Below are 24,889 nucleotides of genomic sequence, written 5' to 3' on the forward strand. Positions count from 1 at the left end.
TATGCACCAATAATAGAGACTTTTAGAAATTAAGACAATAAGGGCTTAAGGTACTTACCCGTATGCGAAGCCGCAAAGTCAGCCACCGTTTCAGGTGTACCTGAGACGAGTATTTGACCACCTCCTGCTCCTCCCTCTGGACCTAAGTCCACAATCCAGTCCGCGGTTTTGATGACGTCTAGATTATGCTCGATAACCAGCACCGTATTACCATGATCGCGCAGACGATGTAATACTGCGAGTAGCTGCTGAATATCATGGAAGTGCAGACCTGTGGTTGGCTCATCGAGAATGTAAAGTGTTTTACCGGTATCTCGTTTTGATAGTTCACGAGCGAGCTTAACACGCTGCGCTTCACCACCGGACAAAGTCGTGGCGGCTTGCCCTAAGCGAATGTAGGAGAGGCCAACGTCCATTAAAGTTTGTAGTTTGCGATTGATCGCGGGAATTTTATCAAAAAATTCTCGAGCGTCTTCAACGGTCATTTCCAACACTTCGTGGATATTTTTACCTTTATACAGCACTTCCAGTGTTTCACGGTTATAGCGCTTACCAGTACAGACATCGCAAGGAACATAGACATCCGGCAGGAAGTGCATTTCTACCTTGATCACCCCATCGCCTTGACAGGCCTCACAGCGACCGCCTTTAACGTTAAAACTAAAGCGGCCAACCTTATAACCGCGTGAACGCGACTCTTGCGTCCCCGCAAATAGTTCACGGATAGCAGTAAAGATCCCGGTATAAGTTGCAGGGTTTGAACGTGGTGTGCGACCGATAGGACTCTGATCAATATCGATAACTTTATCGAAGTGATCTAGCCCATGAACTGATTCATATGGTGCAGCTTCTTGCGTTGTTGCACCGTTTAATTCCTGATGGGCAAGCTTGAATAGGGTGTCATTAATGAGAGTAGATTTACCCGAACCAGATACCCCAGTTACGCAGGTCATGAGCCCAACAGGCACTTTTAAGTCGACACTTTTTAGGTTGTTGCCCGTTGCGCCTTTAAGCTCAAGCCATTTGTCATCACATTGATGGCGTTGCGCTGGAACTTCAATACATTTCTCGCCACTGAGATATTGACCCGTTAATGAGTCTTTACTTTGCATTATCTCATCGCGAGTTCCCTCAGCGACGACATAGCCGCCGTGTACGCCGGCGCCTGGACCGATATCGATGATGTGATCGGCTGCACGAATGGCATCTTCGTCGTGCTCTACCACAATCACGGTGTTGCCAAGATCTCTTAAGTGCGTGAGTGTTTTAAGTAACCGGTCATTATCACGCTGATGTAGACCAATTGAAGGCTCATCCAGTACGTACATTACCCCCACGAGACCGGCGCCAATTTGGCTTGCAAGACGGATCCGCTGAGCTTCACCGCCAGATAAAGTATCAGCGCTACGCTCCAAAGAGAGATAGTTTAGGCCAACATTGATCAAGAAAGATAAACGGTCACGGATCTCTTTGAGTATTTTGTCCGCAATTTGTGCTTTTTGACCTGTGAGTGCTAAGTCGATAAAAAATTGACTGGCTTCGCCGATACTCATCGTTGTTACAGTTGGCAGATTGGTCGAGCCGATAAATACATGGCGCGCTTCTTCGCGCAGGCGTGAGCCATGGCAACTTGGACACGCTTGGCTGGTTTGATATTTGGCGAGCTCTTCTCTTACTGAACTGGACTCCGTTTCCCGATAACGGCGATTCATGTTGTTTAACACGCCTTCAAACTCGTGATTGCGGGTGATAAGATCGCCTCTGTCATTACGATACTTAAACGCGATTTTAGTTTTGCCTGAGCCTTCTAAAACCACTTTTTGAAATTTACTCGGCAGATCCTGAAATGGCGTTTCTAAATCAAATCCATATTGCTCGGCAACCGAGCTTAACATCTGAAAATAGTAAAAACTGCGTTTATCCCACCCTTTGATTGCACCGCCAGACAAGCTTAGTTCTGGGTTTTGCACTACACGTTTGGGATCAAAGTACTGCTTTACCCCCAAACCATCACAGCTTTGGCAGGCACCTGCGGGGTTATTGAAAGAAAACAGTCGTGGTTCAAGTTCGCTCATGGCATAGCCACAAGTTGGACAGGCAAAGTTGGCCGAGAAGATCAGTTCGTCTGCGTCGCTATCATCCATATAGGCGATTTGCGCAATGCCATCAGCCAAATCAAGCGCGGTTTCAAAAGATTCGGCTAACCGCTGCTCAAGCCCTGCTTTGACTTTGAAACGATCCACCACGACTTCTATGGTATGTTTTTTCTGTAACTCTAGCGTTGGTGGATCTGAGAGATCGCATACCTCGCCATCAATACGCGCACGAATAAAACCTTGGCTTGCAAGCTCTTCTAACAGTTTTACGTGCTCACCTTTACGGTTTTTCACCACCGGTGCAAGTAGCATAAGTTTGCTACCCTCTGGTAGCGCCAATACAGTATCAACCATTTGGCTGATAGTTTGTGCGGCTAACGGTAAATCATGCGTAGGGCATCTCGGTTCACCCACTCGTGCAAAGAGTAATCTTAAATAGTCGTATATTTCGGTAATGGTTCCCACGGTTGAGCGTGGGTTGTGAGAAGTCGACTTCTGCTCAATGGAAATCGCGGGAGACAAGCCCTCAATGTGATCCACATCTGGTTTTTCCATCAGCGATAAAAACTGCCTCGCGTACGCAGACAAAGACTCAACATAACGACGCTGGCCTTCTGCGTATAAGGTGTCAAATGCTAAAGACGACTTCCCTGAGCCAGAAAGACCCGTGATCACTATCAACTTGTCTCTTGGAATAGTGAGTGAAATGTCTTTTAAATTGTGGGTGCGGGCACCCCTAACTTCTATTTTATCCATACGACCCTTGTGTTTTTTCGTGCGCTGTACTGAGTACGCGATACTAATCCACTAAATTGAAACCTGGATCAGTCAAAGCATGATGTGAAGTGAACAGATTACCGCATCCCGAATACAAAATTAAGTTATCTCTGCTAAACGAACTAAACTTATTAAACCGATCAACTTGGGATATTGATTTTGTATCGACTTTTATTGCTTTTGGCGCTGCTTTGCCAAAATGTCTTCGCCTGTGAGCTGGTGGTGCGGTTTGAGAATTATGCGGCGCAGTCTAAATTAAATGACGACCTTGTCTGGCACGGTATGGACGTTGATTTCGCTAAAGCCTTGTTAGATGAAGCGGGGTGTAGCTATCGTTTCGTAAGTATTCCTTGGGGTCGGGCGCTGAAGCTTTTAGAGGAGGGCGATATCGATCTTATTTTGAGCGTCACAAAAACACCGGTACGTGAACAGTTTGCGCATTTTATTGGTCCTCAACGAATGGAAACCATTGTTTTTGCAATGAACTCAGGCGAGCCTCATCAGCTTGACTCACTTGAGTCGTTATTCCATCTGTCAAAGCCCATCGCTATTCAGCGTAATGCTTATTACGGTGAGGCGTTTACAGCTCGCCTTGCGCGTCGTACCGACAGTGAAACACAATTTATTTATGTACCCGACAATCAGGTAAAATTGAATTTGCTCAAAAAAGGACGGATCGCAGGGTTTTTAGAAGAAAAATTCAACATCCTGTATCAAAGTAAAAATAACCCTGATTTTGAAAAGTTTGCAATTAGCCCGTTGGTTATTAACGAAAACCCAGTATATTTTGCCTTTAGCAAGGCACGCACCTCGAGCGAGCGTTTGCAGCGTTTGAGTCAAGCATTTGAACGGGTTAAACGTAGCGGAAAATTAGCTCAGATCACGGCCAAGTACGGCGTCAACTAGCGCTTTTTTCTCTCGAAGTAAGCTGCTCAAATTCATGATGGTAACAATCGCATTGCAAAGATCCGTTCGCGCTAGTGTAAGTTAAGAAAAGAGTTTGTTAAACTTGCGCGTGATTTTCGATAGTGATGAATACCGCCTTATGTCTAATGACTCTTTAAACCCAACTGAAAAGCGCGCCGCGATTTCTCTTGCTGGCGTTTTCGCTTTCCGCATGCTTGGTTTGTTCATGCTGATGCCAGTGTTAGCTGTTTACGGCCAGTCTTTACAGGATGTCTCGCCACTGTGGATTGGTTTGGCTATTGGTGCTTATGGTTTGACTCAAGCTGTACTGCAGATACCTATGGGTTGGTTGTCTGATAAGTTCGGCCGCAAGCCAATCATCATTGGTGGGTTGTTGGTATTTGCATTAGGATCCGTTATCGCGGCATTAGCGGATTCAATCTATTGGGTGACATTTGGTAGAGCCCTACAGGGCATGGGCGCGATTGCAAGTGCGTTACTTGCGCTTGCTGCGGATTTGAGCCGTGACGAGCAGCGTCCCAAGGTTATGGCGGTCATTGGCATGTGCATTGGTATGAGCTTTGCTGTAGCCATGTTATTAGGACCAATGATTGCAGCGTCTTTTGGTATCGCAGGGATCTTCTGGCTGACGGCGGTATTGGCAATTGTAGGGATCGCTATCATTACCTTTATGGTGCCAAATGCGGTAAATAAAGCCCCAAAAGGTGACACAATTGCAAGCTTTGCAGATATTCGTCGCTTGGTGCAAAACCCACAGTTACTGAGGCTTGATCTTGGGGTGTTGCTATTGCATTTGACGCTGACTACAATTTTTGTAGCCTTGCCTGGCCAGTTGATCCGTGATGGCCTTGCAGCAGATAGGCATTGGCAACTCTATATTCCGGTATTTTTACTCGCCTTCATTTTGATGGCACCGATGATGATAGTGGCGATCCGCAAACAAAAAGAAAAGCAGACATTCTTGCTGTCTATTGCAATGTTAGTGGTAAGCTCGGTTACTTTGTATTGCTTTGTGGATTCACTTTGGGTGATCGCAGGTGCAATGCTGGTCTATTTTATTGCCTTTAATTTTCTCGAAGCAACTATGCCTGCGTTGGTTTCTCGCATAGCTCCAGCAAACCAAAAGGGATCGGCGATGGGAGTCTTTTCATCTGGCCAGTTTCTTGGCGCATTTATAGGTGGTGCTTTGGGTGGTATCTTGGCACAAAATTTTGCGGTCGATACGATATTTGCCGCAACGGCCATTATTGGGGTAATATGGTTTGTTATCGCATGGGGCATGCAAGTGCCACCTAAGAGCAAAGCGATCAGCTTAGTTTCTGCTGTAGAAAATGAGCAACAAGCGACGGAATTGGCAGACCAATTGGTTTCATTACCTGGGGTACTTGAGGCCACGGTAGTGAGAGATGAGAATCGTAGCTACCTAAAAGTAGATGATAAAATTTTTGATTTGAAGCAAGCCAAGCAAGTGCTGGGCTTGTCATAGTGTGAGGAGACAATGCCATGGCACGTGGTGTTAATAAAGTAATTTTGGTAGGTAATCTGGGCCAAGATCCTGAAGTTCGCTATATGCCAAACGGTAACGGCGTGGCTAACATCAGCATTGCAACTACGGATAGCTGGAAAGATAAAAACACCGGTCAATTGCAAGAGCGTACAGAATGGCACCGTGTGGTGTTGTTTGGCAAACTTGCGGAAGTTGCGGGTGAGTATTTAAGAAAAGGCTCGCAGGTGTACATTGAAGGTCGTCTACAGACTCGTAAGTGGACAGATCAAAGCGGCCAAGAAAAGTACACAACGGAAATCGTGGTGGACATGGGTGGCCAAATGCAAATGCTAGGTGGCCGTGGCGAGCAGCAGGGTCAAGGTGGCGGCCAGTACCAAGGTGGTCAACAGCAGCAAAATAATTATGGCCAGCAAAGCTATAATCAAGCGCCTCAGCAGCAATATTCGCAGCCACAGCAAAGCCAGTCAAACCAGCAGCAAGGTGGATTCGCACCACAGCAATCGCAACAGAATTCTCAGCAGTCTTCTGGATTTGGTGGCCAGTCTCAAGGTGGTTTTGCACCACAACAGAACCAAAACAATGGTCAATCAGGTGGTAGCTCAAATCCTATGGAGCCACCAATTGACTTTGATGATGATATTCCGTTCTAATTCAAGACAAAATATTAAATGTTGAAAAATAATCTTAAAAGCCGCTATTAAGCGGCTTTTTTGTGCGACTTTTTGATAGGGCAAGTGAAAGCGGTAAAAGGTTTGCTATAGCTCGGGGGTAACTAAGATTCCTTCTATACCTTCTTTTTCTAGCCTTAAGGGAGTGCTTTCTTGCCGTCTAAACTCAACTTGCACTTCGATTTTATCGATTTCGCTGTAAGGTTTAGTGTAGCGCCAAGTTTTTATTGCGTTGAGCACTTCTTTGTCAAAAGCACCACTAGGTTGAGATAAATTGATCTGAACATTTTCTGTTTGGCCATTTTTATTTATTGAAAAGGATGCAATTGCAAATCCTTCTATATTGCTAGCTGCCGCCTCTTGAGGATAAATAGGGATTACTCGCATAATTGGTTTTATCAAGCTATTCCCAATGTTTTCTATTGTATTTACAGAGCTTTTCATTAAAAAGTAAAGAAGTAGTACAAGAAATATCGAAGGTAATAAATAATACTTGTTTAGCTTTGAACTAGAAGTTATTTGGTTAAAACGAAAGCTATAAATTTCTCGATCAGAAAATGCTGAAATTATTCTAGAATTTTTATTTTCTTTAGTTTGTGAGTACAATAGAGCTTCTAAATAACTGAGCTTTTGTTTTTTAGTCGCGTTGGTCAATACTTGTTCATCACAAGATACCTCTTGACATAAGTAAAAGTATTTTCGTGCATACCAGACAATCGGGTTAAACCAAAACGTTGAGTGAATCAGCATTGCTAGTAAATTCCAATACAAATCTCCCCGTTTTATATGCTGTAATTCATGTTCTATAATCATCAGTTGTTGTTGCTTACTATAATCAGTGTGAAAGGTTTTAGGTATAACGATGAACTTCGAGAAAAAACCTGCGCTAATTGGAGTGCTTAGGCGACTTGAGTAATATGCATTAACATTTACAGGTAGTAGTTTTTTCAATGAAAAGCATTCATTTATATCAAGGTGTTTTAAAAATAGAAAATGACTAGTAAGGTAATTTGATATTGAAAAGAAAAAGCCAATTGACCATATTGACAATAACGGTATTGAAATTTGTTGAATAACTTGATTATAATTAGTGAGTTGCTCTTGATAGTTGAGTAATTCTTGGTTGCCAATTGTTGTTTCATGCAACTGAGTGAAGTCAATATAACTAAGCAGCAAGCTCAAAGGAATAATTAGCCAAAACAAGTAAACAACACTCGCGTTAAGTTTCTTGAAGCCCATTTTCTGAAAAAAAATCAATATCAGTAGCAGCGGGGTTATTACAAATGTTTGTTCAATGAGCCAGCTAATCATTGTTGTTTTCCCAATCTGAAATTATTTTTTTCAATTCATCTACATCGTTTTGTGAAAGCTTTTCTGATTTAGCAAAGCTTGCAACTAAAGGTGATACTTTTCCGCCAAATAGTCTTTTTAAAAAATTATCACTTTCTTTGATGATATACTCATCTTTGACTATGAGAGGGGAGTACAAGTAATGACGACTGCACTTTTCAAATTTAATCGCTTCCTTTTTCACCAGCCTTCCAAGTAAAGTTTTGACGGTTTTCTCGTGCCAAGAACCTTGCTGGTTAAGCCTCTCTATAACAGCTTTTGCTGTACACGGGTAGTTAGCCCATATCGCGTTTAATATTTCGAACTCGGCTTTACTTACTTCCATCAATTTATCACCTATAGAATTACGCATGTAATTGTTCTGGGTGAAAATTACACATGTCACCAGCTATTGCAAGCAATAAGGTCAATGTTTAACTATAAAATAATTGGATAGCGAAGTGCTTTGTCAGAATTTGATCCAAATAAGGCTTAACTGCGTCACTTTCCTGCTCGGAACGGTCACTAATAATTTCATAGTCAATAGTCTTAGTGCACATACCGGGCTTAATTATTGTCAACTGAACATTTGACAATCTTGATTACGCGTGTAATCTTTGTTTTAATTACATGTGTAATCGTATTTTGCTGCCAAACACAGAATGAGAATTAAATTTAAATGGTAGCTGTTTTTAAATTACTTTTTATTGTTAAGGAATAAATATGAAGGCATGGTTAAATTATACTATGAATGGAATCGCCAGATCTGGTCATATTATCTCTGCTGGGATTTTACTAATATTCAATTTAACGGCTTTTCAAAGCTTCGCGGACAATTCTAAATCCACTGGTACAGCAGAGGTATCAGTAATTAAAAGGGCTTTACCTAGTTACCCAAAATATGCTGTAAAAAATGGTATAGAGGGCACAGTTTTAATAAACTTCAGCATTGAAAAAGATGGGAACGTGTCTGATATTCAGGTAGCTGCATCTGATCAGGACGGGCTTTTTGATGCTACTGCAATTTTGGGTGTTCAGAAATGGGTCTACACAAAACCTTTACAGAAAGTCCGTAATAATTATGTGGCTATCGAATTTGCACTTACAGATAAACCAGCAACATCACAATTTAGTAACGTTGAAAAAATCCAAGTTAGAGGGGAGTGATACTGTTTTAGCTGAGCAACGATGAAACGAGTTGTAGATGGCGGTAGAGTAAGAATATAAGTAAAGATAGAAGATAGCGTAACCAGAGTGAGAGCATACCTTGTTAACTACCATTAACCAAAGATAAGCTCTGCCCTGGGCGCTTTAAGGTGCTGACACTGAAATGTGTGATGGCAGATAACTATGCTGGCCTTGCAGTTCTTGTTAGCACTGAAAAAGCATTTGAAGGCATAGGTAAGGTAGGAGCTTAACTGCTCAGTTGAGTTTCAAAGCGATATATTAGGCACTTTAGAGTGTGTTAAATATGCGCCTTTTGAGCAAGATAAATCGAAAAACGAATTTTCACGCTGTCAGAAAAGTTCTACTCAGTGATAAAGTGATTCACGGACTGGGGGGATGGTTATAAAAAGTATTCAAATTTAAAACACACCGCTCAATTGGTTGATTGGGGAATAGAAACTCCTATTTCAGTGTCAGTTGTTTAGGTTTGCCGGTCAGAATGCGATCAATTTTCTTACACAGAACAAATATAGGTTGTTTTCATTGGGAATTCGATTTCATAAGGTGTACGCTATTGCCTAAAAGAATCTCGCTAAAGTCACTATTGATAAAGGGTTTTCGTACTGTACGACTCCTGAATTTATTTAATTATTTTTAGATGGTCGCTCTGAATAAGGGTTTAATAATCAATCTTTTTGCCATATGCTGAGGTTGTTGCTTTTAGTACTCCATTTGGTTTGCCTCATTGGTATAAAAGCTAATCGGCAAGTCTATGGATCGAAAAATCTTAATCATTTCTAGTTTATGCTCAGGCGCTTAACTTTTCTATGTCAATAAAAGCCTTACCCAGCTTGAGTTTTGCACTATTTTGAACAACACTTCAGTTATCTTTCCACCCAATAAAAACATTATGCCAATTCAGCTGTTAGATGGATTTAGTCGTCAGTATCAAAAAAAGCTAGTCGCGGTAAGTTTGGCGGTGTTGTTGTGTCTAAATTTCCTTCTTAATCATTTACTGCACCTTCAGGTTCACACGCAAGGCGAAGAAGCCGCGGCTGAAATTTCGCAGCTATCAGCTGAAGCTTTTGCTGCGGGAGTAAGTGAAATAGCTACGAAGTATGGTTTTTCATTGTTACCTGTTGCGAATGCAGAAGAGCACCAATTTGTTGCCAATGACCAAACTGTTACCTTGTACCATGAATCTATATGGATAAGTCATGGATATATATTGATATTTTTCAATTTGTTGTCAATTGGGCTGGTGTTATTCGTACACCGGTGGTGGTTTTTATACGGTAAGGCTGAGTCTACCTCACATGCGCAAAAGCCTGTGGCTTTACCAGCCCCCGCTCCTGAAGGGCAGTATGCATTATTTGCGTTAATCCATTGGCAGTGCAGTACGCCTAAAGAAGTTGATCTGCAGTTACATTTTCAGCTTGCGCTGGTTAAAGGCGTTGGAGAGTTTGGGACGGTGGCAGTTAAATATCTAGCTTCTGGGGCATTAGCCGTGACAGTAAAGCAGATAGGGGCGACTAAAGGTATGGATTTGGCAAAGCAAATGCACGAAATCGTTTTTCGAGTATTGCTAGAGTTTCGGGGGGATTTATCTCGCAGCAAAGTGAAACTTGGCGCTTGTTTTTATCAGGAAAATAAACAACAGACACAGGTTTATCAGAGCGCAAAATCAGCGCTTTCGATCGCGCAAAATCAAGTGTGGCAACATACTCATCTAGTTCATCTCACAGAGTTATTGGCAAAACGCCTTAACGAAGATGGTGAGGCTTTGCTGAGTTATCTGAAAGCCGGACAGTTTTCCTTATTCTTCCAGCCGTTGTTCGACTTTTTAGCCGAAGACGTAATTGTAAGCGAAGCGCTACTAAGAGTGACTCACAAAGAAATGGGGCGAATTTCGGCCAAGCAGGTGATGCAACACCTTTATACCCCAGAGCAATTTCAGTTTCTGGATAGAGCGATAGTGAAGCAGGTGTTGTCTGTTTATGAGCAGGAAAGGAGTTTTGGTAAGGTAAGTATTAACTTACATATCTCGAGTTGGGTGGATAGCCAGTTTATTGATTGGCTAGAGGGGCAGCTCATTGCGTCTCATAGTGGTGCGGCAATAGGCTTTGAACTTAGCATAGAAGAGGTCTATCAACATGGAGAGCGTTTGCTAGCAGCTTTTGATAGGTTGAACCGACTTGGATGCGATATTTATTTGGATAACGTTACGCAGGCTCTGACGCTAGGACGCTCACCGCTTGCCGAGTTGGTAAAAGCTGTCAAGCTTAGCTATGAGCTGGTACACGGCATTGAAAAGTCTGCGTATCGTAAACGCACAGTAAAGCAAATAGTCGCTCAAGCAAGAAGCTTGGGTATCCCAGTATATGCAGTGGGGATTGAAACCATTGCTGAACTGAGTTGCATCAAGGGGCTTGGAGTGAAAGGGGCCCAAGGTCATTATTTCTCCGCACCGTTACAACAGCTCGCTGATATTCACTAAAACGCTAACCGCATGAGCTGATCAGGTCTACTTTTTATTTGCCAGATATCTCAAACCATCTAATCCTTGTAAGCCGCCGGTATGGATTGCGGTGATCACACTGCCTCTTTTGAAGTATCCTTGTTGAGCCAAAGTGAAAATGGCGTAAAACAGTTTACCAGTGTAAATAGGCTCAAGAGGCAAACGATATTTTACCTTCATTTCATGACAAAATCTCTGCAATTCAGGTGTAGCCTTGGCGTAACCTCCGTGGTGAAAATCATGGAGTAGCTGCCATGGCGCGCAGCGCTGAGCTGTGATTAATTCATGTATTTCCTGTGCTAGGTATTCAGCACCTTTTAGTACCGTAACACCTAAAACCTGCGTGTGGTTAGGTAATCCCGAGATTAGTCCTGCCACTGTGCCGCCACTACCTACAACCGTCATGACATAATCACTTTGAGGTAAGGAATGCGCTAACTCTTCAACGCCTTGCAGTGCAAGTGCATTAGTGCCGCCTTCTGGTATGAGATAAGCATTATCAAACTTGGCTTGCAGAGTTTGAATGTATTCAGGTTGATTTCTTTGCCGATATTCGACTCGACTCACGGGATGAAGTGTTAGCCCGCAAGCGCTTGCCATTTTTAGTGTTGGGTTGTGCCGGTCAATCTCTGGGCCTCTAACAATTAAGTGACCTTTGATTGCGAAAAGTTTGCACGCCATGCTAGTAGCATATAAGTGATTGGAAAACGCCCCGCCAAAAGTGACTAACTCTTCAAGGCCAGCTTGCTTTAGGTGGAGTATGTTGTATTTTAGCTTACGCCATTTGTTTCCTTGGATCACAGGATGGAGCAAATCATCACGTTTAACCTGCAACGTTAAACCGTATTTATCCAATGTCGGGTGGTGAATAGTTTGGATTGGTGACTCGGCGATATTGGTGATGGTTTGCATGATGAAATCAGTCTGATATTTTGCACACTATAATAAATAACCCGAGCGTTTCACTCCAGAGGTTGTGATACATCCTTGATTACCTATCTGCTATTTTGGACTCGAATTAGTAACACATCGCGATGTTAGAGAAAAATAGACAAAATCTCAGCTAAAAACTGGCAAGACGCTGGTTAATAGTTGTAAACTCAGATATTAATTGTGCAAAGCTTGTGTTTTACTTTGTAAGTACATAGCATAGAGCCCTAACTATAAGAAATAACAAGACCAAACAATTGCCGCTGTTGGGAATGGAACATATGCGAATTGCTCCTTTAACTTTTATTGTCTCGGCCTCGATCCTGGCCATGGGTACTGTTGCTCAAAGCGCTATGGCGCAAGATACTGCGACGGTCACTGCCATCGAGTCTGAATTGTCTAATAAGCAAAGCGAATTAGACAGATACTCGGTCGTTTTAGAAAAACACCTAGCTGAGGAAACGCGTCTGCAGTCTCAACTTGAGTTATTGAGAAAACGTTCAGGTGAGTTAGACAAAGAAAAAAATCAGGCCTTAGATGCAATGAATGAGTTGTATCGTCGGCTAATTGATGATCCTTCCATTGATATTTCCTCTGCGCAAACGCGTTATCAGCAAGCAGTGGCAGATCACAAGCAGAATAAAGAAGACATTGCGATGCAGATTGCGGCGATTGCATCACAGCGTAAAGATATTGAGCAAGTCCGTGTAACTAAGCACACCTTAGTAAATACGCTTGAAAACTTAAAAGATCAGCTTGGCACAGCGCGAGTAGAGCGACTACGTAATGAGTTTACTCGTGAAGGTACGCTAGAGGTAGACCACACGATTAACTGTAAGCGCACAGAAACCTTGGCGGCTTGTGAACAGCGTGGTCAGCAAATGGGGCTTCAAAAAGCAACTAAGCGCTTTATTGATCAGATTTTTGCAAACCTAACCGAGAGCCGTGTTGTCGAGCCAAAACGCAATATGGCTGGCGCGCAGGTTCAAGTGGTGAGCAGCCATGTTGTAAATAGTGGATTTAGTGGACAAGGCAACTACAACGTTAATCTCAGCGTAACGATGCGTGGTGATGTAAATAGCAGCCGCTTATGTAACCTGCTGAGCTTAGACAATCGTTATTGTGCTGAGTATGGCACTCCGCTTGCCGTAAATTATCAGTCGAACTACTCGACAGTCTACAGTGATAATCAACTGACTTTTTCGGACGAGCAAAGTGATCCGGTTGAAGTTGCGACTATTACAAAGCAGCCAGTCGTGGAGACCCCTCTTGTAAAAAAGTCACAAACGGCTGATAAAACAGTCGAGTTAACTTTAAGATCAAATGTTTACGACGACGAAGTATTTATTAATGGAGTCAGCTACGGCGCGACAAAAACGACAGTAGCAATTCCTGCCGGATTTTATGATGTTGAGATCCGTAAATTAGGTTATGAACCTTATAAAGCACGCATTAACCTACGAGCTGCACAAACCATTAATGCGAAATTGGTGAAGAAACGCCAATCGGTAACGTCTGTTGTAACGAAAAAGCCTGAGCCTGAAGCGCAACAAGTACAAGTGGTCGCAGTAGCAACCAGCGAAAATGAGCTAGCTATTATCCCCGCGGGCACTTTTAAAATGGGCGACCTGACGGGTAATGGTTTACCAAATGAGCGTCCCATTGTTGAAAAAGTGTTGAGTCATTCATATGCCATGCAGAGCACAGAGGTTACAGTGGCGGCTTTTCGCCGTTTTGCACAGAGCACTGGATATAAAACCTTAGCTGAACAAGGTAAAGGCTGCGCATACTATAAAAATGGCGAACCGGTTTGGGAGCTTGAATATAATTGGGAAAACCCAGGTTACGAGCAATCAGATAATTTTCCCGTTGTGTGTGTTGCCTATGACGATGCCAAAGCGTATGCCAACTGGTTATCTGGCGAAAAAGGACAACAATTTAGATTACCTAATGAAGTTGAATGGGAATATGCGGCGCGTGCAGGCACTGCATCTGAGTACCCATGGGGTAATGAAATCGGAAGAAACCTAGCTAATTGTGGTTGGTGTGGCAGTGAGTGGTCTAATAAAAGTCCTTCACCAGTTGCCCAATTTTCACCGAATAGCTATGGCTTATATGATACTGTAGGAAACGTCTGGGAATGGACGCAAAAGCGTGCTTCACAGAGCGATGTTACAGTGCGTGGCGGTGCATGGAACTTCGCGCCGAGTTTGGCTCGAGTGTCAACTCGCTTAGCGTTAGCGCCAGATTTTAGAGCGAATTATATAGGTTTTCGACTTGTTCGAGAGCGATAAGTAGTAAATTAAGAGCAGCAGGTGATGCTGCTTTGTTTGACAGAATTCTGAAAGGTCACCCAGCCTCATGTTTAAAAAATTACGCGGATTATTTTCTAACGATCTCTCTATCGATTTAGGGACGGCAAACACACTTATTTATGTAAAAGAAGAAGGCATCGTACTGAATGAGCCATCGGTGGTGGCGATTCGTCAGGAGCGAGCAGGTGGCCCAAAAAGCGTTGCATCAGTGGGTACTGCGGCTAAGCAAATGCTAGGTCGAACGCCGGGTAACATCAAAGCTATTCGCCCGATGAAAGATGGGGTGATTGCAGACTTCTATGTAACAGAAAAAATGTTACAGCACTTTATTAAACAGGTGCACAATAATAACTTTATGCGTCCGAGCCCTCGTGTACTTATTTGCGTACCTTGTGGCGCAACGCAAGTTGAAAAGCGTGCTATCCGTGAATCCGCAATGGGTGCCGGTGCGCGTGAAGTGTACTTAATTGAAGAGCCAATGGCTGCTGCAATTGGTGCTGGTCTACCAGTATCTGAAGCAACGGGTTCAATGGTTGTTGATATCGGTGGTGGTACGACCGAAGTGGCGATTATCTCACTAAATGGTGTTGTTTATTCGTCTTCAGTACGTATCGGTGGTGATAAGTTTGATGAAGCGATTATTAACTATGTACGTCGCAATTTCGGAAGCCTAATTGGTGAAGCGACGGCTGAGCATATCAAACATGAAATTGGCTCTGCTTTTAAGAGCGAAACGCCGATTGAGATTGAGGTTCGCGGCCGTAACTTAGCTGAAGGGGTACCACGCTCTTTCACACTCAATTCGCATGAAATCCTAGAAGCGTTACAAGAACCTTTGATGGGGATTGTAAGTGCAGTAATGGTTGCGCTAGAGCAGTCGCCACCAGAGCTTGCCTCTGATATTTCTGCCCACGGCATGGTATTAACAGGTGGTGGCGCATTACTCAAAGACTTAGATCGTTTGTTGATGGAAGAAACTGGTATTCCAGTGGTGGTTGCCGATGATCCATTAACTTGTGTGGCAAGAGGTGGTGGTAAAGCGTTAGAGATGATAGACATGCACGGTGGTGACGTATTTAGTTACGACTGATGAATTTATTATTTGGCCGAACCGTACCTTTACAACTGCGACTTACTGTCGCAGTTGTGCTTAGTATTATTCTGATCATTGGTGACCGTTATACGGTTGGTGGGACTATGGTGCGAACCAGCTTAAACACTTTGGTTAGTCCGCTACTGTACGTCGCTAACATTCCCTATGAAGCGTTCAACTTGGGCCTGAAAAGTCTCAATACCAGAGAAAAGCTGCAACAAGAAAACCAAGCACTCAGAGAAAAACAATTAATACAGAGTGAGCAATTACAGCAACTTCAGTTTTTGCAAAAAGAAAATCAAGAATTGCGCGCCTTATTAGGTGCTTCGGCTAGGGAAACCAATCAACGTTTAATATCTCAAGTGTTGTCTGTTCATTCCAACCCTTATAGTCACCAGGTGGTGATTAATCGCGGTACTATTGATGGGATCAGCGAAGGGCAGGCTGTTATTGACGAAATGGGCATTGTTGGGCAGCTCACTCAAGTCGGTACAACGACCTCAAGAGTGCTGCTTATGACAGATACCACCCATGCGACACCGGTCAGAATATTGCGTAATGACGTTCGCACTGTGGTAGAGGGGACGGGTAAAATCAATAATGTTCGCCTTGCTCATGTACCGCATAGCATGGATATTCGCATTGGTGATGTGTTGGTCACTTCCGGGCTTGGTGGTACTTTCCCTGAAGGCTATCCAGTGGCTGTAGTTACTGAGATTGACAGAGACGAAGGCCTACCATTTGCACAAGTACAGGCAGAGCCGATTGCACAACTAGATCGCATTCGCTTACTCGTGGTGTTAGGTAAACGTAGCCAAGAGGCAATTAATCATGAGTAAACATAGCAACTTATTGATTGCATTGAGTGTCTTTGTTGCGTTAATCATGGCACTTATGCCATTGCCTTTTTCACTAGAACCATTTCGTCCTGACTGGGTATTATTGGTGCTGATGTACTGGTCTTTGGCCGTTCCTCACCGTGTGAATATTGGTTGGGCTTGGATGACTGGCCTGATTATAGATTTAGCGATGGGCGCGCCACTCGGGGTGAACTCGTTGACCTATTCCATTTGTATTTATATTACCGCCAGCAACTTTCAGAAAATTCGTAATTTCTCCATCTGGCAGCAAGCAGTGCTGATCGGGCTATTTCTCGCGCTCTATCATTTGTTACAATTTTGGCTTAATCATTTCTTGCTTGATATCTACTTTAACCCGCATTATCTCTGGCCTGCAGTTACGGGTATGGTGTGCTGGCTGTGGATATTCCCACTGCTGAGAAAATATCGTAGACAGTTTAGGATCAGATAATGTCTATTTCTTTATATTTAGCTTCGGCTTCTCCGCGTCGCAAAGCGCTGCTTTCTCAGCTTGGCTATTCGTTCGAGCAATTTAGTGTTGATGCTGATGAAAGTCCGCTAGACGGTGAAACCGCACTACAGCTTGTGGAACGTTTAGCGTGTTTAAAAGCGCAATCAGGTGTGGCGCTAGGGTATACCGACAGGCCGGTTCTTGGCAGTGACACTGTGGTTGTCATTGACGGAGAAGCGCTTGGTAAGCCTCGTGATAAAACGGATTTCAAAGCGATGATGCAGCGTCTTTCTGGTCATACGCATCAGGTGATGACGGCGATTGCACTTGCAGATACAAGCAAAGTACTGAGCGATGTGATTGTGACCAATGTGACTTTTAAAACGCTCAGTGAAACTGAAATTGATGCCTACTGGGACACCAACGAGCCGCAAGATAAAGCGGGTGGTTACGGGATCCAAGGGGTAGGTGGACGCTTTGTAACTGAGATCCAAGGTAGCTATTTTGCAGTTGTCGGCTTACCTTTATATGAGACAGACGAATTAATTCAACGGTTTTTAAAATAAAATATGAGTAGCGAACTACTAATCAATGTCACCCCAAGTGAAAGTCGCGTAGCCTTAATCGAAAATGGGGTGCTGCAAGAAGTTCAAGTTGAACGGATCGGTAACCTCGGCATCGTCGGTAATATTTATCTTGGCAAAGTAAGCCGAGTTCTTCCTGGTATGCAGGCTGCTTTTGTGGATATCGGCTTGGAAAAAGCGGCGTTTCTACATGCGTCAGATATCGTGAACAGCGCTTCCATCGAAGAGGGGGTGGCAGAGTCCCCAGTTAAGAAAGTGCAGGATATTCGTGAGCTGGTTAAACAAGGCCAGTTCATTATGGTACAAGTAGTCAAAGATCCGCTTGGCACAAAAGGCGCCAGACTGACAACGGACATCACTATTCCCTCACGCTATTTGGTGTTTATGCCAGACGCGACGCATGTGGGTGTGAGTCAGCGTATTGAAACTGAACAAGAGCGTGACCGGTTAAAAGAGATCGTTGCACAATATAATGACGAAAACGGTGGTTTTATCGTTCGTACCGCTGCCGAAGGTGCTTCCGAAGCCGAATTACAGCATGATGCGGAGTTTTTGAAAAAGCTTTGGCAAAAAATTGTGACCCGCCGCCGTAAAACGAGTAAAGCAAAAATTTTGCACGAGGATCTTACCTTAGCATTTCGCACCTTGCGTGATTATGTTGGTGAGGACATGGAGCGTATCCGTGTTGACTCAAAGTTAACCTACCAAGAGCTAAAGCTTTTCACTGAAGAGTTTGTTCCCCAACTCGCTAGTGCACTTGAGTATTACCCCGGTGAACGTCCCATTTTTGACTTGTTTGATGTTGAAACTGAGATCCAAAAAGCACTACATCGAAAGGTTGAGTTAAAGTCTGGTGGCTACCTTATCATTGACCAAACGGAAGCAATGACAACGGTTGATGTTAATACCGGCGCGTTTGTTGGCCATCGTAATCTCGAAGAGACGATTTTTAATACCAATGTTGAGGCGACGTCTGCAATTGCGAGGCAACTAAGGTTACGAAACCTTGGTGGTATCATTATTATCGACTTTATTGACATGGTATCTGACGAGCATAAACGCCGAGTATTGCACTCTTTAGAAACTGCGTTGTCTAAAGACCGAGCGAAAGCCAATATCAATGGACTCTCTGCACTTGGGCTTGTAGAAATGACCCGCAAGCGCACGCGCGAGAGCCTAGAACATATTCTTTGTGATGTGTGTCCATCTTGTTCCGGTCGTGGTTCACTAAAAACGGTCGAAACCGTTTGCTATGAGATCCTACGGGAGATCGTGCGTGTGAATCGTGCTTATGATGCCGACAAGTTTATGGTTTACGCCTCGCCAGCGGTGAGCGAAGCCTTGATCAACGATGAGTATCATAATTTAGCTGAGCTTGAATTATTTATTGGTAAGCAGGTTAGCATTCAAACTGAGAGCTTATATAGCCAAGAGCAGTTTGACGTAGTAATGATGTAAAGGGTAGCTGTTCATGCAGGCTAAGGCCGTCTGTTTTTTCTGTCTGCGTAAAGCGTGGCAAGTTTTTGCGATCACTTTAGTGACACTCGCGGTGCTGGTGTCTGCGCTAAAGTATGCCTTACCCTATGCAAATGATTATAGAAGTAACATCGAAGCACTGATCCAAAAGCAACTGAATGTTGATATTAGTATTGGCCAGATCAGTGCGAGTTGGGAGGGCAATGGGCCTGCCCTAGTGTTGGAATCGCTCTCTTTTAAAGATAATAAAGACTCGCCAATTTCCATTAATATCGCCAAAACCTCGTTGCAGCTCAATGTATTTGAGTCGGTACGACAAATGCAGATCGCATCTAACTATTTTGTACTGGAAGGGTTTGAAGCCGATATAGATCTGAGTAAGTTAAACGCGGCTCAAGATCAAGGTGCTTTTGAGCAACAAGCATTAATTGAAAGCCTTTTCTTAGGTGATGTTGGGCATTTTGCGGTGCAAAACAGTCGTCTAAATATCACCTTTTCTAGTGGTAAGACTCACAGTTTGCTATTGAAAGATTTAGTGTGGCAAAATTCTAGCGCATTACATGAGGGGGCGGGAGAAATCGCATTACCCGGGTTTTCTCAAGGTCAGTTTAACGCTCGTCTTTCTTTATCAGGGCGAAAGCTACGTGAATTGGCGGGGAATATCTATGTATCTGCGGATAAGGTTAATCCGGTTGATTGGCTAGAAGAGCTTATCACCTTAGCGCATCCAGACCTAAAAGCAGACATCAATGCTCAGCTATGGTTAGGCTTTGAACAAGGTATATTGCAAGATATCACCGTGGATATCAAACCCAGTACGTTGACTTGGCAAGAAGATGAAAATCAGCGCACGTTGGCATTAGACGATGCGCAATTTCTGTTAAAGCCAGATCAGCAAGGTTGGTGGGTGCAAAGTAGTGGTATCCAGTTTAGTCGCAATCAAGAAGCGCTTGCTCCTATTTTATTTGAAGCGAAATGGCATAAAGATAACAAGACCTTTTGGCTAAAGGATATTAACGCCAACTTTTTAGCTGAGTTAGCACAACTTGCTAAATTCCCTGGACGAGATTTGTTGTATGGTATGAATCCCAATGGTCAACTGAGCGCAGCGAAATTCAGTCTAGGTACTAATAATGCTTTTTCGGCATGGGGGGTCATTGAAGAGATAGCTTTTGAGCCATTTCATGGGATCCCTGGAATTTATGGTACCCGATTAGAGGTGAGTGCGACTGATGAGCAAGTTAGGCTCAATTTAAGTGCTGAACAAACTGAATTGCTATCAAAAGAGACCTTCAAAGATAATATTAAGCTCCAGCAGCTCAGTGGTGATGTCTATATTCGCAATCAACAAACGCAAGGCTGGCAAGTTTCCAGTCCCAACTTTTGGCTTAGTAATCAAGACGTAGCGTTAGCCACAGAATTTTCCTTGCAGTTATCAGATGACCCTCGGCTTGATTTATATGCGGAGCTACTCGGTGGGCGTGGTGAAATCGCTTCACAGTACTTTCCTGTCAGTATTATGCGTAAAAGCTTAGTCGATTATTTAGAAGCAGGGATCCAAGGTGGTCAGCACTTGCAGACTCAAGTCTTACTGAGTGGGGCGCTTTCACAATTTCCATTCGCTGATAAGCAAGGTCAGTTTGAAGTTAAATCACGTTTGAATGAGGTTACTTTTGGTTTTGCGCCGGATTGGCCTAGCGTTACTTCAGGTGATGTCACACTACACTTCGAAAACGAAAGAATGGATATCTACGCACACCGTGGGGAACTTGTTAATCAAAGTATTGATGAGGGTGTCATTGTGAGTATTGCGGATTTAAATCACGCTGATGTGCTGACTGTTGATATTAATCACACCACAGAAGCGAGCACGTTACAGCCTTTCTTTGCGGCAACACCGCTCGCAGATCCGCTCGCGAATATATTAGATATTGTTCAAGGTAAAGGTGATGCAAAAGGGGATGTGCAATTGGCCGTCGACCTGCACTCAGGTGCCGTACATGCTAAAGGTGACATCTACCTAGACAACAATCCTGTTTTTTTGGCAAAGCCTGGGATGCAATTACAGCAAGTGAAAGGTGTGGTTAGCTTCGATGATGACACTATCAAAGTGAATAATTTGTCTGCTAAGTGGCTGGACATGCCCCTTTCGTTAGACTTATCAGGGAGCGGAGATAAGCAAAATTATCAAGTAACGACCAAGGTCAGTCTTGAAGCAGGGATTGAGCAACTGCAACCGCACGCAAATGGAATTATTGACGGCTACTTTGAAGGCAATAGCGTGCTGAGCACTGAGCTTATCCTTAATTTTTCCGATGCTGGATTTAACTATAAAGCCAAATTTGCGAGTGATTTACGGGGGATTGCAAGTCACTTACCCGATCAATTCGCTAAACCCGCTGATCAAGCTAAACTGCTAAGTGGCACTGTATTAGGGGATGATATTTCGAATCTTGTTACGGCAAGCCTAGATAATCAATTGTATTTTAATGGCATCATTGATAATGGATCCGGTGCGATGCGTAATGCACACCTGATAATTGGCAGTAAAGATGAAGGCTTAAATACATCCGGTTTTGATATCACAATCAAACAACAAGAAGTCGAGCTGCTGCCTTGGTTACCACTGATCAACCGCATTATCAAAGCGCCAAGTTCAGGTTCCGACCCTACATTTCTACCAGCACTGAATCAGGTAAATGGCTCTTTCTCAAAAGTAACGTTCTCAGAGATCCCTTTCCATGATGTTGACTTTACTATGGCCGCGATTGACGGCGCGATGCAGCTTAAAATCAATAGTAAAGAAATGCGCTCACAAGTGGCTATTCCAGCGTCAAACTCAAGTCGGCCTATTCACATTAATAGTGATTATTTACGTCTAAATTTACCTAAGACAGAGCCGCAAGCGCAAGAGACAGTGGAAAAAGACGTTCACTCATTAGATTGGTTGTTGAGCTTACCTGCAACCGAATTTGTATGCAGTGACTGTAAAGTCGGTGAATATCAGTTAGATCAGGTCAATATGTCGTTGTTTGGAGATGGTAATAGACTCAATATCTCAGAGTTAGTGATTGACAAAAAAGATCATAAACTCAATGCCAGTGGCCGCTTTGAGCAAGGTAAAACGACGCTAAGTGGCGCGTTAAACAGCGATGATTTTGGTGAACTAACGGATGAGTTTGATATTACTTCGACTATCAAAGATTCCCGCGCCAACATTGATTTTTCCCTCAATTGGCAAGGTGCGCCATACGAAATGGATTTACCTAGCCTAGGAGGCGAGTTGACTTGGCGCTTAGGTGAAGGTCATTTGGCAGAAATAAGTGATAAAGGGGCACGCGTCTTTTCTCTACTGAGTTTGGACTCTTTGATCAGAAAGCTACGCTTGGACTTTAGAGATGTGTTTTCTAAAGGCTTTTTCTATAACAGTATGAGTGGTTCGGTACAACTAACGAATGGTATTGCGATCACTGAAGATTCAAAGCTCGATGGCGTGCCTGCAGATCTAACGATACGTGGCTATGCTGACCTCAATACTCACGAAATTAATTATGATTTGGCCGTCGCACCACAAGTCACGTCGAGTTTACCTGTGATTATGGCATGGGCGGTGAACCCTGTGACGGGATTAGCTGCGCTAGCATTAGATAAGGTTATCCACTCCGCGCGAGTGATCTCTGAGATTAATTTTAAAATCACCGGAACGATGCAAGAGCCAGTGGTTACCGAGGTTGATCGTAAGAGTAAAGAAATTGAGTTACCCAAACCGGTTGTGCCTCCTAGTGAAGAGGCTATGCCAGATGGAGTTGATAAGAATACAAGTAAAGAAGCATCAGCATTGAGCTCAGAATCACATCCAAGTGCTACACTTAAGCAAAGTGAGCAACCTCTTGTGTCGCAAAATAAGGAAAGTGGTAATGACTAAGGTGATTGCATTGCCAATGTGCTCGGCTAAAGCACCCCAAGCAAATATAGAGTACCTTAAAAACCAGCTGGCTAAGTTAGTGATTGAAGAGCCAACCTTAGTCTGTTTGCCTGAAACTTGGCTGGCGTTTTGCGACAATGCGCAACAGAGTTGGGAATACGCGCAGCATAATGAAGCACTGCTTGGAGAACTTTCAGCGCTGTGTCAACAACATAACATTTGGTTGGCGGCAGGTACCATCGCGATACCAAGTCAGAACGATAAATATTTGGCTGCGAGTTACTTATTTAATTCGAGTGGTGAAATCGTAGCACGCTATAATAAGATCCATCTGTTTGACGCCGATGTGAGTGACAAAACTAAACAATATCGAGAGTCTGAGCGAACAGAGTCTGGACAGGATGTCGTGGTAGTGGATAGTCCATTTGGCAGAATTGGATTAAGCGTATGTTATGATCTGCGCTTTCCAGGTCTGTTCCAAATGATGAGAGCGCAGGGAGCTGAGCTATTTTTAGTCCCGAGTGCTTTTACCTGTGCAACGGGCAAGGCACACTGGCAGCCATTATTGCAGGCGAGGGCGATAGAAAACCAATGCTATGTAGTTGCAGCCGCGCAAGTAGGCTGTCATGAAAATGGCCGAGAAACCTATGGACACAGTTTAATTGTATCGCCTTGGGGTGAAGTCTTAATCGACTCTGGTGCGAGTTTAGAACCCATTTCACAGCAGCTAGATAGCGCGTTTCTTGATTCGATCCGGCAAAAAATGCCGGTTGCGGATCATAACCGATTTAAAAGTGAGTTTTTATGAGTAATGTAGAGCAGAATTTACTGACCAATAGCCAGCTGACACGTGAGCAATTATCACAGACTCTCGAGTATATTCATCAGCACAAAGTAAATTATGCCGATCTGTACTTTCAATCAAGCTACCACGAAACTTGGGTGCTGGAAGACGGCATAGTCAAAGACGGCAGCTACAACATCGAACGTGGTGTTGGTGTGCGTGCAGTGAGTGGTGAGAAGACTGGCTTTAGTTATTCTGATGCCATCAATATTGAAGCGTTAACCAAAGCAGCAGAAGCTGCGCGTAGCATCGCGCAAGCTGGCGAAAGCAGTAAAGTCCAAGTATTTAGCGATGTAAAAGCACCCATTCAATTTCAACCAGCACAGCCAATTACCAGCATGAGTGATGCGGATAAAGTGGCTTTACTAAGAGAGATTGAACAGTGCATTCGCGATTTAGCGCCTGAGGCGCAGCAAGTAGTCAGTTCGCTGTCTGCGGTATATGAAGAAGTGTTAATTGCCGCAAGCGACGGCACATTTGCAACCGACATTCGCCCGTTAATACGTTTAAATTGCTCGGTACTGCTTGAGAAAAATGGTCGCAGAGAGCGTGGCAGTGCCGGTGGTGGTGCGCGTTTAGACTATGGTTACTTTAAAGAATTAGTAGACGGTGCACCGAGATGGATGCAGTTTGCCAAAGAAGCAGTGCGCCAAGCACGTGTGAATCTTGAAGCCATTGATGCACCAGCAGGTGCGATGCCTGTGGTGCTCGGTTCTGGTTGGCCGGGCGTTTTGTTACACGAAGCTGTTGGACATGGCCTAGAAGGTGATTTTAATCGTAAAGGTGCCTCTGCATTCAGTGGCAAAATAGGTGAACAAGTCGCTTCGAGTCTTTGTACTGTGGTGGATGATGGCACGATAGCCGACCGTCGCGGCTCTTTGAATGTGGACGATGAAGGTACGCCAGCGGCATACAACGTACTGATTGAAAATGGTATTTTGAAAGGCTATATGCAAGACAAGCAAAACGCGAGCTTAATGGGCGTGGCGCCTACAGGTAATGCGCGTCGTGAGTCTTATGCCCATTTACCGATGCCGAGAATGACAAATACCTACATGCTTGCGGGTGAGCACAGTCAAGAAGAGATCATTCGTAGCGTAGATAAAGGCATTTTTGCTAGTAACTTTGGCGGTGGTCAAGTGGATATTACCTCCGGCAAATTTGTATTCTCAGCATCTGAAGCATACCTAATAGAGAATGGTAAGATAACTCAGCCAATTAAAGGCGCAACGCTTATTGGCAATGGCCCAGAGGTGATGAAAAAGGTCTCTATGGTAGGTAATGACCTTGCGCTTGATAAAGGCGTTGGAGTATGTGGTAAAGATGGTCAAAGCGTCCCTGTGGGAGTCGGTCAACCGAGTTTGAAGATTGACGAAATTACTGTCGGTGGTACGGCGTAATACTACCTACGATAATTATTAA

Annotated in this window: 18 protein-coding genes; 14 read left to right on the forward strand and 4 right to left on the reverse strand. The window is 43.8% G+C overall.

The window, feature by feature from the left end:
• Positions 1-29: 29 nt before the first annotated feature.
• Complete coding sequence (gene uvrA / locus MHN30_RS18970; protein ID WP_010605951.1) at positions 30-2,852, reverse strand: excinuclease ABC subunit UvrA; 2,823 nt, start codon at positions 2,850-2,852, stop codon at positions 30-32.
• 180 nt (positions 2,853-3,032) lie between these two features.
• Here uvrA and MHN30_RS18975 point away from each other — a divergent pair, with 180 nt between their 5' ends.
• From MHN30_RS18975 to ssb, 3 genes are all read left to right on the forward strand, one after another.
• Positions 3,033-3,779: a transporter substrate-binding domain-containing protein gene (locus MHN30_RS18975; RefSeq protein ID WP_130165070.1), complete on the forward strand. Its 747-nt coding sequence runs from the start codon at positions 3,033-3,035 to the stop codon at positions 3,777-3,779.
• Positions 3,780-3,918: 139 nt separating this feature from the next.
• Positions 3,919-5,286: an MFS transporter gene (locus MHN30_RS18980; protein WP_039492994.1), complete on the forward strand. Its 1,368-nt coding sequence runs from the start codon at positions 3,919-3,921 to the stop codon at positions 5,284-5,286.
• A gap of 17 nt (positions 5,287-5,303) precedes the next feature.
• Positions 5,304-5,957 carry a single-stranded DNA-binding protein gene (gene ssb, locus MHN30_RS18985; RefSeq protein ID WP_010376633.1) on the forward strand — a complete coding sequence of 218 codons (654 nt, stop codon included), beginning with the start codon at positions 5,304-5,306 and terminating at the stop codon, positions 5,955-5,957.
• A gap of 105 nt (positions 5,958-6,062) precedes the next feature.
• Here ssb and MHN30_RS18990 read toward each other — a convergent pair whose 3' ends face one another.
• Both MHN30_RS18990 and MHN30_RS18995 read right to left on the reverse strand, forming a co-directional pair.
• Positions 6,063-7,286: a M56 family metallopeptidase gene (locus MHN30_RS18990; RefSeq protein ID WP_130165069.1), complete on the reverse strand. Its 1,224-nt coding sequence runs from the start codon at positions 7,284-7,286 to the stop codon at positions 6,063-6,065.
• Positions 7,279-7,653, reverse strand: a complete 375-nt coding sequence (locus MHN30_RS18995) for a BlaI/MecI/CopY family transcriptional regulator (RefSeq protein ID WP_130165078.1) — start codon at positions 7,651-7,653, stop codon at positions 7,279-7,281. Before MHN30_RS18995 ends, MHN30_RS18990 begins: the two co-directional genes overlap by 8 nt.
• Positions 7,654-8,027: 374 nt before the next feature.
• Here MHN30_RS18995 and MHN30_RS19000 point away from each other — a divergent pair, with 374 nt between their 5' ends.
• Together MHN30_RS19000 and MHN30_RS19005 are read left to right on the forward strand one after the other, a co-directional pair.
• Positions 8,028-8,471 (forward strand): energy transducer TonB, encoded by a 444-nt coding sequence (locus MHN30_RS19000; protein ID WP_130165068.1) that lies wholly within the window; start codon positions 8,028-8,030, stop codon positions 8,469-8,471.
• Positions 8,472-9,381: 910 nt separating this feature from the next.
• Positions 9,382-10,968: an EAL domain-containing protein gene (locus tag MHN30_RS19005; protein ID WP_130165067.1), complete on the forward strand. Its 1,587-nt coding sequence runs from the start codon at positions 9,382-9,384 to the stop codon at positions 10,966-10,968.
• A gap of 27 nt (positions 10,969-10,995) precedes the next feature.
• Here the strand turns inward: MHN30_RS19005 and MHN30_RS19010 are convergent, their stop codons facing one another.
• On the reverse strand, positions 10,996-11,901 hold the full coding sequence (locus MHN30_RS19010) for a pyridoxal-phosphate dependent enzyme (RefSeq protein ID WP_130165066.1): 906 nt from the start codon (positions 11,899-11,901) through the stop codon (positions 10,996-10,998).
• Positions 11,902-12,200: 299 nt separating this feature from the next.
• On the opposite strand from MHN30_RS19010, the gene MHN30_RS19015 reads away from it, so the two are divergent.
• The 9 genes from MHN30_RS19015 to tldD all read left to right on the forward strand — a co-directional run bounded on the left by MHN30_RS19015 (position 12,201) and on the right by tldD (position 24,867).
• Entirely contained in the window at positions 12,201-14,213 is a 2,013-nt protein-coding gene (locus MHN30_RS19015; RefSeq protein WP_130165065.1) for a formylglycine-generating enzyme family protein, read from the forward strand.
• A 67-nt stretch (positions 14,214-14,280) separates the two neighbouring features.
• Positions 14,281-15,324, forward strand: coding sequence for a rod shape-determining protein (locus tag MHN30_RS19020; protein WP_010376642.1), 1,044 nt, complete (start codon positions 14,281-14,283; stop codon positions 15,322-15,324).
• Positions 15,324-16,166 (forward strand): rod shape-determining protein MreC, encoded by an 843-nt coding sequence (gene mreC / locus MHN30_RS19025; RefSeq protein WP_010376644.1) that lies wholly within the window; start codon positions 15,324-15,326, stop codon positions 16,164-16,166. Before MHN30_RS19020 ends, mreC begins: the two co-directional genes overlap by 1 nt.
• Positions 16,156-16,638, forward strand: coding sequence for a rod shape-determining protein MreD (mreD, locus tag MHN30_RS19030; RefSeq protein WP_026001073.1), 483 nt, complete (start codon positions 16,156-16,158; stop codon positions 16,636-16,638). The genes mreC and mreD overlap by 11 nt, the downstream gene beginning before the upstream one ends.
• Complete coding sequence (locus MHN30_RS19035) at positions 16,638-17,204, forward strand: Maf family protein (RefSeq protein WP_130165064.1); 567 nt, start codon at positions 16,638-16,640, stop codon at positions 17,202-17,204. The genes mreD and MHN30_RS19035 overlap by 1 nt, the downstream gene beginning before the upstream one ends.
• A 3-nt stretch (positions 17,205-17,207) precedes the next feature.
• A complete protein-coding gene (gene rng / locus MHN30_RS19040) occupies positions 17,208-18,680 on the forward strand; it encodes a ribonuclease G (RefSeq protein WP_010376650.1) in 1,473 nt (490 codons plus the stop codon).
• A gap of 13 nt (positions 18,681-18,693) precedes the next feature.
• Complete coding sequence (locus MHN30_RS19045; protein WP_239360765.1) at positions 18,694-22,623, forward strand: YhdP family protein; 3,930 nt, start codon at positions 18,694-18,696, stop codon at positions 22,621-22,623.
• Positions 22,616-23,431, forward strand: a complete 816-nt coding sequence (locus tag MHN30_RS19050) for a carbon-nitrogen hydrolase family protein (protein WP_193521902.1) — start codon at positions 22,616-22,618, stop codon at positions 23,429-23,431. The genes MHN30_RS19045 and MHN30_RS19050 overlap by 8 nt, the downstream gene beginning before the upstream one ends.
• On the forward strand, positions 23,428-24,867 hold the full coding sequence (gene tldD / locus MHN30_RS19055) for a metalloprotease TldD (protein WP_039492936.1): 1,440 nt from the start codon (positions 23,428-23,430) through the stop codon (positions 24,865-24,867). Before MHN30_RS19050 ends, tldD begins: the two co-directional genes overlap by 4 nt.
• Positions 24,868-24,889: the final 22 nt, after the last annotated feature.

The organism is Pseudoalteromonas sp. OF7H-1 (assembly GCF_022347825.1).
Taxonomy (GTDB): domain Bacteria; phylum Pseudomonadota; class Gammaproteobacteria; order Enterobacterales; family Alteromonadaceae; genus Pseudoalteromonas; species Pseudoalteromonas maricaloris.